At 60.1% G+C, this 17,612-nt stretch carries 12 protein-coding genes; 7 read left to right on the top strand and 5 right to left on the bottom strand.

Annotation, left to right across the window (positions count from 1 at the left end; translation table 11 throughout):
* Positions 1-16: 16 nt before the first annotated feature.
* From PSH86_RS00595 to PSH86_RS00585, 3 genes are read left to right on the top strand one after another with little or no spacing between them, the layout of a single operon-like run.
* Complete coding sequence (locus PSH86_RS00595) at positions 17-658, top strand: FMN-binding negative transcriptional regulator (protein WP_109752931.1); 642 nt, start codon at positions 17-19, stop codon at positions 656-658.
* 2 nt (positions 659-660) lie between these two features.
* Entirely contained in the window at positions 661-1,107 is a 447-nt protein-coding gene (locus PSH86_RS00590; protein ID WP_305487135.1) for a GNAT family N-acetyltransferase, read from the top strand.
* 10 nt (positions 1,108-1,117) lie between these two features.
* Positions 1,118-1,789: a GNAT family N-acetyltransferase gene (locus PSH86_RS00585; protein ID WP_305487132.1), complete on the top strand. Its 672-nt coding sequence runs from the start codon at positions 1,118-1,120 to the stop codon at positions 1,787-1,789.
* Positions 1,790-2,011: 222 nt separating this feature from the next.
* Here PSH86_RS00585 and PSH86_RS00580 read toward each other — a convergent pair whose 3' ends face one another.
* A complete protein-coding gene (locus PSH86_RS00580; RefSeq protein WP_305487129.1) occupies positions 2,012-7,387 on the bottom strand; it encodes a hypothetical protein in 5,376 nt (1,791 codons plus the stop codon).
* Positions 7,388-7,525: 138 nt separating this feature from the next.
* Positions 7,526-8,425, bottom strand: a complete 900-nt coding sequence (locus PSH86_RS00575) for a homocysteine S-methyltransferase family protein (protein ID WP_109752927.1) — start codon at positions 8,423-8,425, stop codon at positions 7,526-7,528.
* Positions 8,426-8,539: 114 nt separating this feature from the next.
* Here PSH86_RS00575 and PSH86_RS00570 point away from each other — a divergent pair, with 114 nt between their 5' ends.
* The 3 genes from PSH86_RS00570 to PSH86_RS00560 all read left to right on the top strand — a co-directional run bounded on the left by PSH86_RS00570 (position 8,540) and on the right by PSH86_RS00560 (position 12,822).
* Complete coding sequence (locus PSH86_RS00570) at positions 8,540-9,361, top strand: ABC transporter substrate-binding protein (protein ID WP_109752926.1); 822 nt, start codon at positions 8,540-8,542, stop codon at positions 9,359-9,361.
* The gene (locus PSH86_RS00565) at positions 9,358-10,191 is read left to right on the top strand and encodes an amino acid ABC transporter permease (RefSeq protein WP_305487124.1); all 834 of its coding nucleotides are present in this window, start codon (positions 9,358-9,360) and stop codon (positions 10,189-10,191) included. Before PSH86_RS00570 ends, PSH86_RS00565 begins: the two co-directional genes overlap by 4 nt.
* A gap of 741 nt (positions 10,192-10,932) precedes the next feature.
* Complete coding sequence (locus PSH86_RS00560) at positions 10,933-12,822, top strand: autotransporter domain-containing protein (protein ID WP_305487122.1); 1,890 nt, start codon at positions 10,933-10,935, stop codon at positions 12,820-12,822.
* A gap of 63 nt (positions 12,823-12,885) precedes the next feature.
* Here the strand turns inward: PSH86_RS00560 and oadA are convergent, their stop codons facing one another.
* Complete coding sequence (gene oadA, locus PSH86_RS00555; protein ID WP_109752923.1) at positions 12,886-14,694, bottom strand: sodium-extruding oxaloacetate decarboxylase subunit alpha; 1,809 nt, start codon at positions 14,692-14,694, stop codon at positions 12,886-12,888.
* A gap of 12 nt (positions 14,695-14,706) precedes the next feature.
* The gene (locus PSH86_RS00550; protein WP_003206982.1) at positions 14,707-16,122 is read right to left on the bottom strand and encodes an acetyl-CoA carboxylase biotin carboxylase subunit; all 1,416 of its coding nucleotides are present in this window, start codon (positions 16,120-16,122) and stop codon (positions 14,707-14,709) included.
* A gap of 187 nt (positions 16,123-16,309) precedes the next feature.
* Between PSH86_RS00550 and PSH86_RS00545 the strand changes: the two genes are divergently transcribed.
* The gene (locus PSH86_RS00545) at positions 16,310-17,272 is read left to right on the top strand and encodes a LysR family transcriptional regulator (RefSeq protein ID WP_013694598.1); all 963 of its coding nucleotides are present in this window, start codon (positions 16,310-16,312) and stop codon (positions 17,270-17,272) included.
* Here the strand turns inward: PSH86_RS00545 and PSH86_RS00540 are convergent.
* Entirely contained in the window at positions 17,214-17,423 is a 210-nt protein-coding gene (locus tag PSH86_RS00540; protein WP_109752921.1) for a PA3496 family putative envelope integrity protein, read from the bottom strand. The two genes, PSH86_RS00545 and PSH86_RS00540, sit on opposite strands and share 59 nt — an antisense overlap.
* Between the last annotated feature and the right edge of the window lie 189 nt (positions 17,424-17,612).

The raw sequence follows: 17,612 nt of genomic DNA, 5'->3' as shown, positions 1-17,612 counted from the left end.
GCCAAGGAAAATCGTCATGTACAACCCTAAAGCCTTTGTCGTCGAAGACCTGCCCCAACTGCATGGCATGATGGGGGATTGCCGCCTGGCCGTATTGATCACGCAGGGCGAACACGGCTTGCAAGCCAGCCACTTGCCGTTGTTGCTGGACCCGCAACAAGGTCCCAACGGGAGCCTGTACGGGCACATGGCCCGGGCCAATCCGCAATGGCGCGACCTGGAAGCCGGCGCCGAAGCCCTGGTGGTCTTCAGCGGGGTCGATGCCTACGTGAGCCCGGGCTTCTACCCCAGCAAGGCCGAACACGGCAAAGTCGTGCCGACCTGGAATTACCTGGCGGTACACGCCTATGGCCGCGCCGAGGTGTTCAGCGATCCTCATCGCCTGCGCAACCTGGTCAGCGCCCTCACCGATCGCCACGAAACCGGCCGCGCCCAGCCCTGGAAAATCGATGATGCGCCGGCTGAGTACATCGACAGCATGCTCAAGGCGATCGTCGGTTTCGCCTTGCCCATCCAGCGCCTGGAAGGCAAACGCAAGCTCAACCAGAACCGCAGCCCGGCGGATGTCGCCGGCGTGCGCAACGGGCTCGCCGCCAGCCCCGATCCACAGGACCAGGCGCTCGCACGCCTGATGCCAGACCTATCATCCAAGGAGTGAACATGAGCCAAGTCGAAATCCGTCTCGTCAGCGCCGACGATCACGCTGCCTGGCTGCCGTTGTGGCAAGCCTACCTGCGGTTCTACAACACCGAGCTGACGGACGCGGTGAGCCAGAGCACCTGGCAACGCCTGCTCGATGACCGCGAGCCAACCCACGGGGCCCTGGCCTGGAACGGCGACACGGCGGTGGGCCTGGTGCACTTCATCTATCACCGTTCGAACTGGAGCATCGAGAATTCCTGCTACCTGCAAGACTTGCTGGTGACGGAACAATGCCGTGGCACCGGCGTCGGTCGCCAGCTCATCGAATTCGTCTACCGCACCGCCAAGGCCGACGGTTGCTGCAAGGTGCACTGGCTGACCCACGAAACCAACGCCACGGCGATCCAGCTCTACGAGCGCATCGCCGAACGCCCGGGTTTCATTCAATTTCGCAAAGCCCTTTAAGGAGCACAGCATGTCGATTTCACTCGCCGATTGGAAAGGTGCCCCGGCACCGTCTACGCAACTGATCGAAGGGCGTTTCATCCGCCTGGAAAAACTCGATCCGGCGCGTCATGCCGATGGCCTGTGGCAAGCCCTCGACGGCCCCGGCGCCGACCCGAAGCTCTGGGATTACTTGCCCTATGGGCCCTTCAAGGATCGCGGCGCTTTCGATGCCTGGCTGCAGAATCATGCGGCCAATGCCGACCCGTATTTCTTCAGCGTGATCGACCGCGCCAGCGGCGATGTGCAGGGCATTCTCAGCCTGATGTCCATCGTGCCGGCCCAGGGCCGTATCGAGATCGGCCATGTGACCTTCGGTGCACCGATGCAACGCTCACCGAAAAGCACCGAGGCGGTTTATCTGCTGGCCAAGGAATCTTTCGCCCTGGGTTATCGCCGCCTGGAGTGGAAGTGCAACAACGCCAACGCCCGCTCCAGATACGCCGCCGAACGGCTGGGCTTCACCTTCGAAGGGGTGTTTCGCCAGCACATGGTGGTCAAGGGCCAGAACCGCGACACCGCGTGGTACTCGATGCTGGATTCGGAATGGCCCGCCATCGCCACCGGGTTCGAGCGCTGGTTGAGCGAGGAAAACCAGCGCGAGGACGGGCAAGTGCGCGGCTTGGTGGAGTGCCGCTCCTAGGCTGCACACAAAACCCTGTGGCGAGGGGATTTATCCCCGTTGGGCTGCGCAGCAGCCCTAAAGCATTGAACTCAATCTTCCTGACACACCGAGTTGCCTGGCTTGGGGCTGCTTGCGCAGCCCAACGGGGATAAATCCCCTCGCCACAGGGCCTGGTTCACTGCACGACAGCGCAGCGTCGCAGACGCGGTGGTTACTCCCTCCCCACAGAAACGGCTCGAATCACTCGGGGTTCGACGTTTTGCGTGTGGCCAGGAATGACCGCAGCGACTCGGGGGTCACCCCCGGTCGGGCGTATTGCCAGGCCCAGGCCGGGATCGATCCATGAGCACTCAGATCCAGCGCGAGCGTCAAGCGACTATGGTCCGCAACAGTCCCTGGGAAATCGAAACCCTGCAGAAAATGCATGACTTGTCTTGGGGTCACGCCATAAGCGCCCAGAATCACCTGATGAGCCTGGGCTTCGTCGAGGGTCAGGCTGTCGATCAATGCGCTGGTAAACGCTGACTCAGAGCTCAGTGAATCCCGTTGCGCCAGCGTTCGCCGGATATTCTCATCACTGAACTGCGGTCCCACCAGATCCTCCCAGATTCGCCGGGCGCTGCGCGGCGAGATACCCGGCATATTTTGAATGGATCGCCATAGATTCGGCGTCCCGAGCAAAATCGCAACCCTGCTGTTCGAAGGCGATTGTCCCGCAGCGCTGAATAAACCTGTGACGGTCGCCATATTGCGCTGATCGAGATACCGCACGCCCTGGAGGAAATCCAAAAAACTGATTAGTGCCCGCTGATGGAAGATCAGGTCGTGCAGGTTTTGATCATCGAACGGCTGCATCCAATCGATATCGATACGGCCGCTGCTCACCAATTCTTGATAACGGCTGCCGGCATACTCGGCAATGAGCTGAAGGCGTGAGTCAGACAACGCCGGATTACGTATCCATTGCGCCAGGACATTCACGGGGAACAGGCTGCCCAGGTTGGAAGCAATAACAGGGGATCGCAGGAGGACTGTGGCCCGCCTCAACAGGACGGGGTAACGCTGGAGGGCCACGGTAAGCAGGTCAGTGAAATCCTCGGCCCTGTCGTAGTGCATGAACTGTTCCATCAGGTCTACGTCGTCGTCGATGACCGTGCCGGTTTCACGCTTGAATCGTTCGCCCACACTCTTCAAGTCGTCGCGATCGACCAGGTAGGCACCATCGAGCAGTTCATCGAGCTGATCGTCATTGAGGTGGCCGTGGACAGCCTCATCGTACCTGACATAAGCCAATTCATTGCGCGGATGATGGTCGGTCAGATCACGGGCCCGGACGCCGTACTCAAGCATGATATGCAGCGTATCCTGAGAGAGCAGGAGGAATTGATTATTGAGCAGTTCGGCGATTTCCTGACTGCGGATGGGCTGCAACAGGACATCCTCAAAAAAACTCTGCAAGGCTTGATCTTTTTGCGCGTAGTAGGGAATTCTGCTCAGCATCATGCGACCCGGCGCACGGGGTGATACAAAACGCCCTATCATCTGCAGCATCTCCGGGGGCAAATCCGCCGCAGTGACTTGATCCAGTACCCTGCGCACGATGCCTCTTGCGTGCAGGCTCAAGTAATTCTCCAGCGGCTGAAACAAGCCATGGGGATTGGGAGCACCGTAGATCATCCGAGTCAGGTCACGCACCGCTGATCTACCCAGCACACTCTCCAACGCCTGGGCATTATCAAAGACCAATTGCTGCACCCCGGAAGGTTGCGTCACCAGGTAATCCTGCACCTGCGGGTGTTGATCGATGTAATCGGCGACTTCATTACGCAGCCCCTGCATCGAAAACCTCGCCTGCGGCTGCCCTTCGTTCAATCCTCGGGCGACGGCATTGAAGAAGCAATCGCCGTTGATATCGAACGCGATTTCATTCTGCTCGCCCAGCACCAGGAGGTAATGGTTTTCACCGATTCGCCTCAAGACGATATCCGAGTCCGACCTGAGCGGATGATCAGCCGCCGGAAAGGCACTTTCTTCTTGCCCCGGAGTAAAGCGTACTGACCAATCCTGGCGTACAGGCCTTTGCTCAATGACCAGCAAGCTACGGTTTTGTGGCCAACTCGCAAGCCGGGTGACGAGGCTCGGGACCAGATCCATGATCTCGACGTCCCACTCGTTTGGCGTGCGCACCAGATCGGAAACGGAACGAGACGATGTAGCCGGTTGCCCGGGCTGCGAAGGGCCGGGCTGAGGGGATGTGTCCCGCGAGCGCTTTGCGCCCCCAAAGCCGTGTCCTACCGCGCGCCACTCGTCGTCGGACATCCGCTGCACCGTATCGCGCATCACGCCATGGGAGCGGATGGGCAATCCCGTAGTGGCTTCGACAATGGTGGCCTCGGTGGCCTTCAACCGCGTATGGTCGTGCACCCGGTACACGGTCCCGTCGGGTTGCCGCACGAACACGGGGCGCGTCACGTTACCCGTGGCGGTATCCGTGATCGCGGGACGGTAAAAACCCTGTCGATCCGGCGTAACCCCTTTTATCAGCGACGTATCCGTCACGGCAAAACGGTCATAGAGCGCCTCTTCCAGTGGCAGCCCGAGCAGTTTTTCCCTCGAGCCTTGACGAGCCGTCACCGCCAGGAAAGAGGATTGCCCTCGCACGGGGAGCGTCACGCCACCGGACAGTGCCTTCTTCCCCGCATAATTTGCCACTTGATGAACGAACGCCAGCGTTGGCAGGTTCATCGGAACCGCACCGGTCTTGACTACCAGCAAACCGGTCTTGATGGCGCGCGTGAGCATTTGAAAACCGGGCACCAGGAATCCGGCCAGGTCAAAGATAATTCCGACCGTCATCATCGCCAGCTTCCCAGCAGTTTGACGGCTGACATCCCGGTTGCTGTTGGAGCGGTGATCCGCGTAGGCGCTTTGGAAATTGACGTAGGCCTGGTGCAGCATTTCGAGAAGATCGCCTGCGAACAACGAACCACGAATCAGCGGACGACCGCCTTGCTTGCCCAACAAACGCTTGATCTGCTCGGGGTCCAGTGTGGAAATGCGCGAACGGAAATACGCCTGCCATTTTTCTTCCGGCAAAAGCCCGGCAATGCCGTCGCTCAGGTCAGCGAATTCATGAAAATCATCGCCATCGGGGCTGTCCGGGAAATAAACGCCAACGGTTCCCTCGATTTCCGGCCCCTCCTGATCGGAAAAAACCAGCACGCCATCGACGCTGACCGCATTGCCCATCATGTCCTGCTGCGCGCCCGCGCCCACGCTGCCCCCCAGTACAAGACCATGGACGCATACCTTGCGCCCACCTACCCGGGCACGCCCCGCCGTGGTGGGCGAGCGCAGGACAGCGTCCAGCCAGCAAGCGACTCGTTTGCGCGACATCGGAGGGGTGAAAGCGTTATCCAGCACGCTGGCCTTGAACACTTCGTCGCCCCTGAGCGAAGACTCGTAACCTTTGAATTTCAAGTTAGCCAGATACGCCGCCTGCCACGCTGCCTTGTATTCAGGTTTGTTCATCTCCTTGCGCAGCAGGGTTTCATAACGGCCCCCAACATCAAGATGGCCCGCCATCCGGGCGAGTTGGTTGCCCGTCAACGTGACAAAAAAGCCGCTTGCCGGGTGCCTGACACGTTGGCCGTGTTGATCGACAACGTAAACGGTCAGCACTTCCCTCATCGCATTCGGATACTGATGCGGGCGCAGATTATCGAGCATCAACTGGGTCAGGCTGCTGATACGGGACTGCTTTCGATTAGCACGTTGCCCATAGAAAAGCGTGACCATGGTTTTGTCCGGATCCGGCTCTATACCCGGATGCACGGTTTGCTGCAGGTATTGCTTGATCTTCTGGCGAGTGAACTGCAACAACGTTTGGATACCGCCACCCAATTGGAAGACGGCCTGGAATACCTGCGCTTCCAGACGACGATAGTGGGCTTGCTCAGGACGCGTCGCGGCTTTATAGAAACCGGGGCGATTGTTTTCGACCAGGGTCTGCTGACGCACAGCCATGGGCGCGGCCAGCGACAACATGGGTAAAACAAGCGCACGTTCGGCACTTTCAGCAAAGGCCCTCAACGCGAGCGTCTCGTTTCCTGGCGCGTTCATGACCGTTTCCAGGGCAGCGCTTTGTACCTGCAACAGGTCATCGGCGGCCACTTCAAAAACATGCCCGGACAGTTCAGCAGTGATATCCACAATCGTACGTTCCTGCCCTCCATGGGTCGGACGGACGTTGCTGAGCAGATCCTGCACAGAGCGGAATCGCTGGATCCCGCCTTCCAGGGAATACAGGAACAAGGTCAGGCTATCGGTAAACTTGATCACCATCGCAGCAGGCCACTTCTGCGGCGCTGCCGTGCCCATATCAAGCATCACGATGTAGACATGGGGGATGGGCGCCCGCGCCAAACGGTTTCGGTCCGCCATGGAGGGGTGAGTCGTGATGAGGTCCAACAGACGATCTTCATCTTTTTGCTGGATTCGTTCACTGGCCGTGAGTGGGATGGCCGAACTCCGATCAACTTTGTACAAATCGATAAGATGCAGGAATCGCAGGGAAAGCAAATGAGCGAGGGCCTCAGCCGTGGTGCACGGGGTCGCTGTCTCAAGAATGCCTGCGTGACATGGGTTATCGCGAAAGCGCTTCAACTCATCGCGGAACTGGCGCTTCACACGCTCATTCGTGGTTGGATTGGCGATGTAAAGTACCGACTCCATGGCCTGTAGAACCTGGGCGTCCACCGGGCCGGCAAACAGGCTGTCGGCCTCGGCCACCGAGTCCGGGCGAGTGCAGAATCCGACGCCGCCGCCGGTGTAACTCGCAGGCGTATCCGTCTGCAAACACCCCCACATGACGTCGCTGAAACTCTCCGAGACCGTCAGCGAGCGCACACCGTTCGAGTCGCTGGTGAAGCGGCTCACATAACAGTAATCAGGGTCGATCTTACCCAGCAGTGAAGCGCGTAGCTTGCGCTCGGGGATCTTTGTCTCGAACGTGTCCACCAGCAAACGATTGAGCACCGAGTCGAAGGTCGGAAGCGCGGCGAACAAACGCGCCAGTTTCACCTGGTTGGTGTCCAGAAGCTCCAGTAACCTGGCCTGCTCCTTGCCCTTGGGGCTGAGGAGATCGTATTGAACCGCGCTTGTGGGGGTGGCAGGTTGCGGAGTGCTTCGATAGTTGCGGGGAATGCCTGTTTGCAGTTCGTTCAAAAGGCTTTGCGAGAGCGCTCGCCCCTCGACGCGAAGGGACGAGAAATCCAGGGACATCAGGCTTCTGTGTGGATAAACCCAGCCATCGCGGGGGGACCGGGCAGGAATGCCGCCCGTCTCCTGGCTTTGATAGGCCACTAAAAAACCCTGGGTAACGGCATCGCGCAAAGGCACCGAAGTGCGTTTTCTTTTTGCGGCCGAGTCGACGGTCTCGACCTCTTGATAAGTGACCTGAACCAAGGTGTCACCGGCAAGGCCTCGTTCAAGCAGCCATTGATCGGCAAACGTGTGCGGTTGAAATGGAGCCCCACCGGGTAACAGGTTGATGGGTTTAAAGGGAGCGACAGAGGTCGATGGCACGCCCGGCTCATCTTCAGGAAAAGTAGACATTTAAGAGTCCGGTTTAATTGAGGAACCCGGACCCTATCCCGTCACTGAGCGGCAAATGACATACATATGTATAGCTGTAGCCGCCCATTCGACGAAAACCGTAAGCGTGGATGTCGTCCAACAAAACGGCCGGACAACTCAGCCCAGCGTTTGCGCCAATACTGCGATGTGCTCCGGCCCTATCCCGCAGCAACCGCCCAAATGACTGGCCCCGCGCTTGCGCCAGTCGGCCGCCCATTGCAGGTAGCCCGGCGGATCGAGGTCGTCGCGCAGCGGGTCCAATCCGTCGTTGGCCGTCGCTTCCTTCGGCTGCGGCGGGAAGGCGTTGGCGTAGGCGCCGATGTGGATGCTCACCCCCAGTCGCTCGAAGGTTTCCCGCGCCGCATCGATCGCCCCGCCAATCACTTCTGGTTGGCTGCAGTTGAACAGCAGCACTTCGACGCCCAGCTCGGCCGCGACCGCTGCAGCGTCCGCCACCGGTTCGCCGGAGCGCAGGCGTGGCACTTCGTCCGTGTCTTCATCCTTCAAGGTGAACGACAGCCAGAACGGCTTGCCATCCTTCGGCAGCCCGGCGTGAATCGCCCTCGCTTCGACGGTCGAGCTTTGCGTCTCGGCCAGCCAGAGGTCGACATGGGGCGCCAGGCCGGTCACCAGTGGCGCCAGCAGCTCGTGGGCGCGGGACGCATCGAACAAATCCGGCCGATAGGAACCGAACAGCGGCGGCAGCGACCCGGCCACCCGCACCGCTTTGCCTGAAGCCTGCACCGCCCGTTGCGCCAACTCTCCCGCCAACGCGGCCAGGGCCTGGCCTTCTGCGGCGAAACGCGCCTCGCCAATGTGAAACGGCACCACTGCGTAGCTATTGCTGGTGATGACATTCGCGCCGCTGGCGATATAGGCCGCGTGCACGGCCTCCACCGCCTGAGGTGCTTCGCTCAGGGCCAGTGCCGACCACTCGGGCTGCCGAAACGGCGCGCCACGGCGTTGCAGTTCGCGGCCCATGCCGCCATCGAGAATGACTGTCGTTGCTGCGCCCATATGCGATTCACTCATAAGCTTATGAAAAATACTCACTACCGGAGTTGTTCTTATAACTATTTAATACGCACCAATCGGTTAACTACAACTTATTTTTCTACCCAGGGACTTCACGTGAAACTACAACCATTGCTGGCCCTGGGCCTGACTCTGCTGGCCGCCTCATCGCAAGCCTTCGCCGGTGCCACCCTGGATCGCATCGAACAGAAAAAAGAACTGGTCGGCGTGCTGATGGAAAGCTACCCGCCCTTCTCGTTCCTCAACGATCAGAACCAGCTCGACGGTTTTGACGTGGACGTGGCCAAGGCCGTGGCGCAGAAACTGGGCGTGAAACTGCGCCTGGAAACCCCTTCCTGGGACGTGATCGCTGCCGGACACTGGAGCGGGCGCTATGACATCTGCATCTGCTCCATGACGCCGAGCAAGGCCCGCGCCGAAGTGTTCGATTTCCCGGTGCAGTATTACGCCTCGCCAGCGGTGATCGTGGTCAACGCCAAGGACGACCGTATCCACGGTGCCAAGGACTTGAGCGGCAAGAAGGTCGGCCTCACCAGCGCGTCCAGCTACGAGAGCTACCTGAACAAGAACCTGGTGATCGAAGGCGCCGAGGATACCCAACTGAGCTATCCGTTCGAGGACGTGCAGATCGCCCCGTACGACACTGACAACGTAGCGTTCCAGGACCTCGGCCTGGGCGCCGGAGTGCGATTGGACGCCGTGCTGACCAACCTGGTGACCGCACAACCGCGCCTGACCGAAGACAAGCGCTTCAAACTGGCCGGCGAGTCGCTTTATTCCGAACCGAACTCGGTCGCCATCGAAAAAGGCGATGCTCAATGGGACAACAAGGTGCGTGAAGTCTTTGCCCAGTTGAAACAGGACGGCACCTTGAGCAAACTCTCGCAAAAATGGATCGGCGCCGACATTACCCAATGACTTCTTTTCCACCGACTCAGCCACCGCCAACGGTGGCTGAGTCACGCCTGCAAAAAATCTTCGGTTTCCGCACCCGGCTCTACCTGACCTGGGCGGCCATGCTGGTGCTGTTCGCGAGTTTCTTCCTGAGCTTCGACCTGAAGTTCTCCATCATCCTCGACAAACTGCCGAACTTGCTGGGCGTGCATCTGGCGCCCAATGGCTTTCTGCAAGGCGCGGTGCTGACGCTGTTTCTGTGCCTGTGCTCGATCGTCGCGTCATCACTGTTGGGCTTCATCACCGCCCTGGCGCGGTTGTCCAGCAGCGCGGTGGCGTTTGGCATCGCCAGTTTCTACGCGTCGTTCTTTCGCGGCACGCCGCTGCTGATCCAGATCCTGCTGATCTACCTGGGCCTGCCACAACTGGGCGTGGTCCCGGGCGCCATCGCCGCCGGGATCATCGCCTTGTCGCTGAACTACGGCGCCTACCTGAGCGAGATCTTCCGCGCCGGCATCCTCGGCGTCCCCAACGGCCAACGCGAAGCTTCCCTCGCCCTGGGCCTGAGCGAAACCGTAATCTTCTGGCGCGTCACGCTGCCCCAGGCCATGCGCACCATCATCCCGCCGACCACCAACCAATTCATCTCCATGCTCAAGGATTCTTCACTGATCTCGGTGATGGGCGTTTGGGAGGTGATGTTTTTGGCGCAGTCTTATGGTCGGTCCAGCTATCGGTATATTGAGATGCTGACGACGGCGGCGATTATTTACTGGTTGATGTCCATTGCGTTGGAGTTGGTCCAGGCGCGGATGGAACGGCATTATGGGAAGGCTTATCTGAATAATCGCTGAGCTGGGGTGGGATTTTAAGGTCGCTGTGTATATCCGTTTCTGCGGTCACGGCCACTTAGGGTTCCGCCCTGACGGCGGCTCACTTTCGAAAAGCCGGAATGCCGGCCCAGGCGAAGGTAACCAAAGCGCTTCTGCCCCACCACTCGGTGCCTCGCCTAGGCTCGGTGTGCCCACTGCGCAATACCTGCGTTCGGCCAGCGTGGTTAACGGGGCGCCGAAATCAACGTCCTCCGCGAGGCGGCCTGATAGCCGACCTGGTTCTTGGTGAGATCGCGTTTCCCCTGTGGGAGCGAGCCTGCTCGCGATGAGGCCAGCAAGCCCAACATCCATGTGACTGAACCACCGCCATCGCGAGCAGGCTCGCTCCACAGGAGGAACGCGGTCCCACCAGGAACCAGGTCGATCCTAGGCGAAACACGGAGCAGGTTTACAGAGTCGATATTTGACAGACAGATCTCGGATCTCCGACCACACAGAAAGGCCTGAATATGCTGTAGGGCAATGCCTCACCGCCACGGAGGCCGGCGCCGTGACTCTGTGATCACAGCGTGGGCAGCCTACAAGCTCCATCGCTATGTCTCGCCAGCAGCTAGGAGACGGCTGGCATCGCCGCCCAAGGTGAAATTTTTAAAGTGCGACCTCCTTCATGAGAGGTCACATTCGATGCCAACCCAACATTCATTCCTGCCCCAACAGCTCACGCTGACAATAGCCTTGGTACTCGGCTGTGCCGATGTTTCGATGGCCCTGCAATCGACCGACGACGCTACGCCCCCAACCTCTGAAACAGCGACCCAGAAGCAAACCCAACCCAATCATTCGAAGGCATCCCTCAGGCCACCCAAGTTCACAACACTGGAGGGAGAAACGCCGCCCACTATCCGTTTCAATAGAGGCTTGGTAGAAGCGAGCACTCGATTTCGCAATCTCGGTCAAATGGGGGCCGAGGTACACGTTGCCGGCGAGTTTCATAACGAGGGCAGTGTGGGCAAGTCTGTCTTCGTGAACGAGACAGGCAGTTTCAGCGGCCATGGCACAGTCGACACGCTGAACGTGAAGGGCCTGTTGAACGTAGACCCTGCGAGCGGGGCGCCTACGGTCAAAAAAAATCTTGAACTGTCGCAAAGCGCAACGCTGCTCTACGGCATCCATCCAGAAAGCGGCAGCGCCACAATCAAGGTCGGCGGCACCGCGACGCTAGGCGGTGCGACGCTGAAGATTACATCGTTGCCAGGCGAGTCCATCGGCGCGGGCAAGCACATCGTGATCGAGGCGAAAAAAGTCGATGGGGAGTTCGGGAAGGTCGTCAACGAGCTCGCCTTCGTGACCGCGAAACCTGACTACGCCACCGAGAAACAAGTGGGACTGACGCTCACACTCAAGGATGTTCCGCCCAAGGAAGTCGCGCCCACTCCTAATGGCCAAGCTGTTTTAGCCGCTATCCTGGGATCAGGATCGACCCAACCAACGCAAGCGGAACCCTCCATCACCTCTCCGACGCCACCCTCTCCTGCCGTCGAGCCACAAGCCGATCGCTCAGCGTCCAAGCCCACCGAACCAGCAAAAGTTGTTGCCAGCACCCAACCCAAGCCCGCCGCCCAGGTGCAAGCTGTCAAGCCAGCCTCCAAACCCAATGCCGCCGTAAACGCCTTGCTCGGCACCAATATGGCCACAGCCGCCGACGCCATCGACCAACTGGGCGACTACAACACCGCCGACCTGGGCAGCGCCACCCTGAGCAGTATCACCCCCATCAGCACAGGAATGCTCTCAGCCATGGATCGGCGAAGTCCGACGGGTGCACACGACAACGGCCAGGTCTGGGTCCAGGCGATCGGCAACAGCGGCAGCATCGGCAGGCAACTGGGAAGCTATGCCCTGAAGCACTCGACCAAGGGTTTGATGCTGGGAACCGACTGGGCTATCAGCCCCGATTGGCGCCTGGGATTGATCGGCGGCAAGACGCACACCCGGTTGGACAGTCGTCAATTCGACGGCCGGCTCGACAGCTGGCTGGTGGGTGCCTATGCCTTACGCCAGGACGGACCACTGGCGCTGCGCCTGGGTGCCGTTTATGGCAGTCATGACGGCAGCACCAAACGCCACGTGGCCTACAACGGTTTCAGCGATCGCCTCAAAGGTCGTTACGATGCCAATACGCAGCAGGTCTTTGGGCAACTCGGCTACAACCTGAACGTAGGGCATTTCGATGTCGAGCCCTATGTCCAAGTGGGCTACCAACGCTATCAACGCGATCGCTATACCGAGAAAGGTGGAAGCGCGGCGCTGCAGTTCAGTGGCCAGTCTCAGGACAATTACAACAGCAACCTTGGCCTGCGCCTCGCCCGAACTCTACCTCTTGACCAAGGCATGCGACTGACGCCCCGCTTGAATCTCGGTTGGAAACACTTATACGGCGAGACCCGGGGCACTTCCCGTCAGCGCCTGGCCAGCGCAGGCAATACCTATACCGTCGAAGGCGTCGAGCTGGACCGGGACAGCCTGTTCTTCGAAACGGGGCTGGACCTGACCGTTTCGCCACGGCATACCCTGGGGGTGAGTTATAACGGTGAAACCGGTCAGGACAACCGCAACGGCGCGCTGATGGGCCAGTGGCGAATGATGTTCTGACAGGCAAAAAAAAGGGGAGCACATGCCCCCCCGAGGTTAAAACGTTGTATCGAGGCTGTTAGATCAGCCTTCGATCTCGATCAGGATCTCACCCGGGTTGACCCGGTCGCCCTTGGCTACATGAATAGCGGTGACCTTGCCGGCGATGGCCGCCTGCACTTCGGTTTCCATCTTCATGGCTTCGGTAATCAGCACCGCTTGGCCGGCCTTGACCACGTCGCCTTCCTTGACCAGAACATCGACGATGTTGCCCGGCATGGTGGTGCTGACGTGACCCGGCGCAGTGGCTTGCTTGCGCTTGCTGCTGCCGCCGCTGACGAACTCATTGAGCGGTTCGAACACGACTTCTTCGGGCATGCCATCGATGGACAGGTAGAAGTGACGCTTGCCTTCGGCCTTGACGCCCACACCGGTGATGTCGACGCGATAGGTCTCACCGTGAACGTCGATGACAAACTCGGTCGGCACACCTTCGCCGCCCGCCGAGCTCACGCTGCCCGCCTCGGGGATTGGCAGCAGCACTTCCGGGGTCAGGGTGCCGGCTTCGCGCTCTTCGAGGAACTTGCGGCCGATGTCCGGGAACATGGCGTAGGTCAGTACGTCTTCTTCGGATTTGGCCAGCGCGCCGATTTCGCCACGCAGCTTGGTCATTTCCGGCTTGAGCAAGTCGGCCGGACGTACGTCGATCACTTCTTCGCTACCGATGGCCTGACGACGCAGCTTCTCGTTCACCGAGCCTGGCGCCTTGCCGTAGCCGCCCTGCAGGTAGAGCTTCACTTCGTTGGTGATGGTCTTGTAGCGCTCACCGGCCAACACGTTGAAGAACGCCTGGGTACCGACGATCTGCGAGGTCGGGGTAACCAACGGCGGGAAGCCGAGGTCTTCACGCACGCGCGGAATCTCCGCCAGCACTTCGTTCATCCGGTTCAGTGCGCCTTGCTCTTTCAACTGGTTGGCGAGGTTGGAGATCATCCCGCCCGGAACCTGGTTGACCTGGACGCGGGTGTCCACTGCGGTGAACTCGCTTTCGAACTGGTGGTACTTCTTGCGCACAGCGTAGAAGTACAGACCGATTTCCTGGAGCAATTCCAGGTCCAGCCCTGTGTCGAACTCACTGCCCTTGAGGGCCGCGACCATCGATTCGGTGCCCGGATGGCTAGTACCCCAGGCGAAGCTGGAGATCGCGGTGTCGATGTGATCGGCGCCGTTCTCGACCGCCTTGAGCTGGCACATCGCGGCCAGGCCGGCGGTGTCGTGGGAGTGGATAAAGACCGGCAGCGACTGTTCGCTTTTCAGCGCCTTGACCAGTTCGCCGGTGGCGTACGGCGTCAGCAGGCCGGCCATGTCCTTGATCGCCACCGAGTCGCAACCCATGGCTTCCATTTGCTTGGCCTGGGCCACGAACGCGCCGATGGTGTGCACCGGGCTGGTGGTGTAGGCGATGGTGCCCTGGGCGTGCTTGCCGGCGGCCTTCACGGCTTCGATGGCAACCTTCAGGTTACGCACATCGTTCATCGCATCGAAAATACGGAACACATCGATGCCGTTGACCGCCGCCTTGGCCACGAACGCCTTGACCACGTCATCGCTGTAATGGCGGTAGCCCAGCAGGTTCTGGCCGCGCAGGAGCATTTGCAGGCGAGTGTTGGGCAGTGCTGCGCGCAGTTGGCGCAGGCGTTCCCACGGGTCTTCCTTCAGGAAGCGCACGCAGGCGTCGAATGTCGCGCCGCCCCAGACTTCCAGCGACCAATAGCCGACTTTGTCGAGCTTGTCGCAGATCGGCAGCATGTCTTCGGTGCGCATGCGGGTGGCGAGCAGCGATTGGTGGGCGTCGCGCAGGATTGTGTCGGTAACAAAGATCTTCTTGGACATGTTCATGATTCCTTACAGGCCTGCGTGGGCGGCAATGGCGGCGGCGATGGCCAGGGCCAGCTCTTCGGGTTTGCGCTTGATCGAGTAGTTGGTCAGTTCAGGGTGGCTTTCAACGAAGCTGGTATTGAACTGGCCGCTGCGGAATTCCGGATTGCGCAGGATCTCCTGGTAATACGCGGCGGTGGTCTTGACCCCCTGCAGGCGCATGTCATCCAGGGCTCGCAGGCCACGGTCCATCGCTTCTTCCCAGGTCAACGCCCAGACCACCAGCTTCAGGCACATCGAATCGTAGAACGGTGGAATGGTGTAGCCGGTGTAGATCGCCGTGTCGGTGCGCACACCCGGGCCGCCAGGGGCGTAGTAGCGGGTGATCTTGCCGAAGCTGGGCAGGAAGTTGTTTTTCGGGTCCTCGGCGTTGATCCGGAACTGCAACGCAAAACCACGGTGCTGGATGTCTTCCTGCTTGACCGACAGCGGCAGCCCGGAGGCGATGCGGATCTGTTCGCGAACGATGTCGATACCGGTGATTTCTTCGGTGATGGTGTGTTCCACCTGCACCCGGGTGTTCATCTCCATGAAGTACACCTCGCCCTCGGCGAGCAGGAACTCCACGGTGCCGGCATTCTCGTAGCCCACGGCCTTGGCCGCGCGCACCGACAGGTCGCCGATGTAGGCGCGCTGCTCGGGGGTCAGTTGCGGGCTCGGGGCGATTTCGATCAGCTTCTGGTTGCGGCGCTGGATCGAGCAGTCACGTTCGAACAGGTGCACCACGTTGCCGAAACTGTCACCCAGGATCTGCGCCTCGATGTGCTTGGGGTTGACGATGCATTTTTCCAGGAACACTTCCGCTGAACCGAACGCCTTGGTGGCTTCGGAAATGACCCGCGGGAAGGCCTGTTCGAGCTCTTCGCGGCTGTTGCAGCGACGGATACCACGACCGCCGCCACCGGAGGTGGCCTTGAGCATCACCGGGTAACCGATCCGATCACCTTCGGTCAGGGCTTCTTCGATGCCCGACACGTTGCCTTCGGTTCCCGGCGTGACCGGCACACCGGCCTTGATCATGCTGCGGCGCGCTTCGGTCTTGTCGCCCATGCGGCGGATGACTTCGGCCGACGGGCCAATGAATTTGATTCCGCGCTCGGCGCAGATGTCTGCCAGTTCAGCGTTTTCCGAGAGAAAACCGTAGCCGGGGTGCAAGGCATCACAACCGGTTTCCACCGCCAGGTTCACCAGTTTGCGCGGGTTGAGGTAGCCGGCCAGCGGATCGGCGCCGATGCTGTGGGCCTCGTCCGCACGCTTGACGTGCAACGCATGGCGGTCCGCGTCGGAGTAGACCGCGACCGAGCGAATGCCCATCTCGGCGCAAGCGCGCACGATGCGGACGGCAATCTCACCACGGTTGGCGATCAGGATCTTTGTTATCAATTGGAGGTTCCCTTGAGCCGGTGATACCACGGCCTGGGGTCCAGGCCGACGCGTGACCAGATGTAACAATTGGTCGCAGCTCCACACTAGTCCTGGCCGTTGATTAACAAAAATGAATAATTATTGGGTCATGCATAAGCAAAGACTTATAGTTGTGCTAATCGTCCCGGCCCAGAGTGCTTAGAAAATGCGTAAGTCATTGATGCGTATGACATTGCGTCAATTGCAGATTTTCAACGAGGTCTGCGACCTGAGGTCCTACAGCCGTGCAGCCGATGAAATGTCTCTCACACAACCGGCCGTTAGCCTACAGATTCGATCCCTCGAGGAGCTTATCGGCCAACCCCTGTTTGAGTACGTTGGCAAAAAACTCTACATGACCGAAGCCGCCGAAGCGTTGCAACGGGCCAGCCGGGACATCTTCGGGCGCCTGGAAAACCTCGACATGCAGCTCTCGGACATGCAGGGCTCGCTGCAAGGCCAGCTCAAGCTGGCAGTGGAGTCCAGCGCCAAGTACTTCGTCCCGCACCTGTTCGCCGCGTTCAAGCGCCAGCACCCGGAGGTCAATCTCAACCTCACCGTGGTCAATCGCGGCCAGGTCATCCGCCGGCTTTCGGACAACCGTGATGACCTGGTGATCATGTCCATGGTGCCCCAGGACATGGGCCTGGAGTTCCTGCCATTTCTCAACAATCCCATCGTCGCCGTGGCGCCGCCCGATCATCCGTTGTGCCACATGGGCCCGCTGCGTTTGCAGGACCTGGAACCCTATACGCTGCTATTGCGCGAACCGGGCTCAGGTACGCGGCTGGCCTGCGAGGAGTACTTCAAGGAGAAACGGGTGCACTTCACCCAGACACTGGAGGTGGCGTCGGCGGAGGCTCAGCGCGAGTGCGTGGTGGCCGGGCTGGGCGTGGCGCTGTTGACGCGCCACGCCGTGAGCCGGGAATTGTCGTCCGGCGCACTCATCGAGCTGCCGGTGGAGGAGTTGCCGCTGTACCGCAGTTGGTGCCTGGTGCAGGCCAGGGCCAAGCGCCTGTCACCGGTGGCTCACGCCTTCCTGGCATTCGTTCGCGGCGAGCGTGCTCAGATCATTGGCCTGGTTGAGCGTTTCGACGGGAAGCCGCCGGCGTTGCCTGCCAGTAATTGAACTCTGTGGCGTCAGGAAATTCGCTGATTTCGGCCAGAAGTTGGCGCTGCTCATAGCGGTCTTCGATTGCACGACGGAACGCCATGCGGCGCTGGTCTTCCTGCTGACGACGGGTTTTGACGGCGCTGCGTTCTTCGTAGGACTGGGTCATGTCGAGACTCCCAAGACGTATACGGGAGCTTTACGATGACGGCGCGCGATGACGGTTTGGCGGCGCGAGGGTTACAGAACGATGAATTCGGGCAAATGATCCCTGTGGCGAGGGAGCTTGCTCCCGCTGGGCTGCGAAGCGGCCCCCACGATTTATCCAGATACACCGGATGGGTTGGTTTGCGACTGC

Origin of the sequence: Pseudomonas sp. FP2300 (assembly GCF_030687595.1) — a bacterium.
In the GTDB taxonomy this organism is placed as follows: Bacteria; Pseudomonadota; Gammaproteobacteria; order Pseudomonadales; family Pseudomonadaceae; genus Aquipseudomonas; species Aquipseudomonas bijieensis.
The sequence above is the reverse complement of the archived record's forward strand: the minus strand, read 5'-3'. Positions and strand labels throughout refer to the sequence as shown.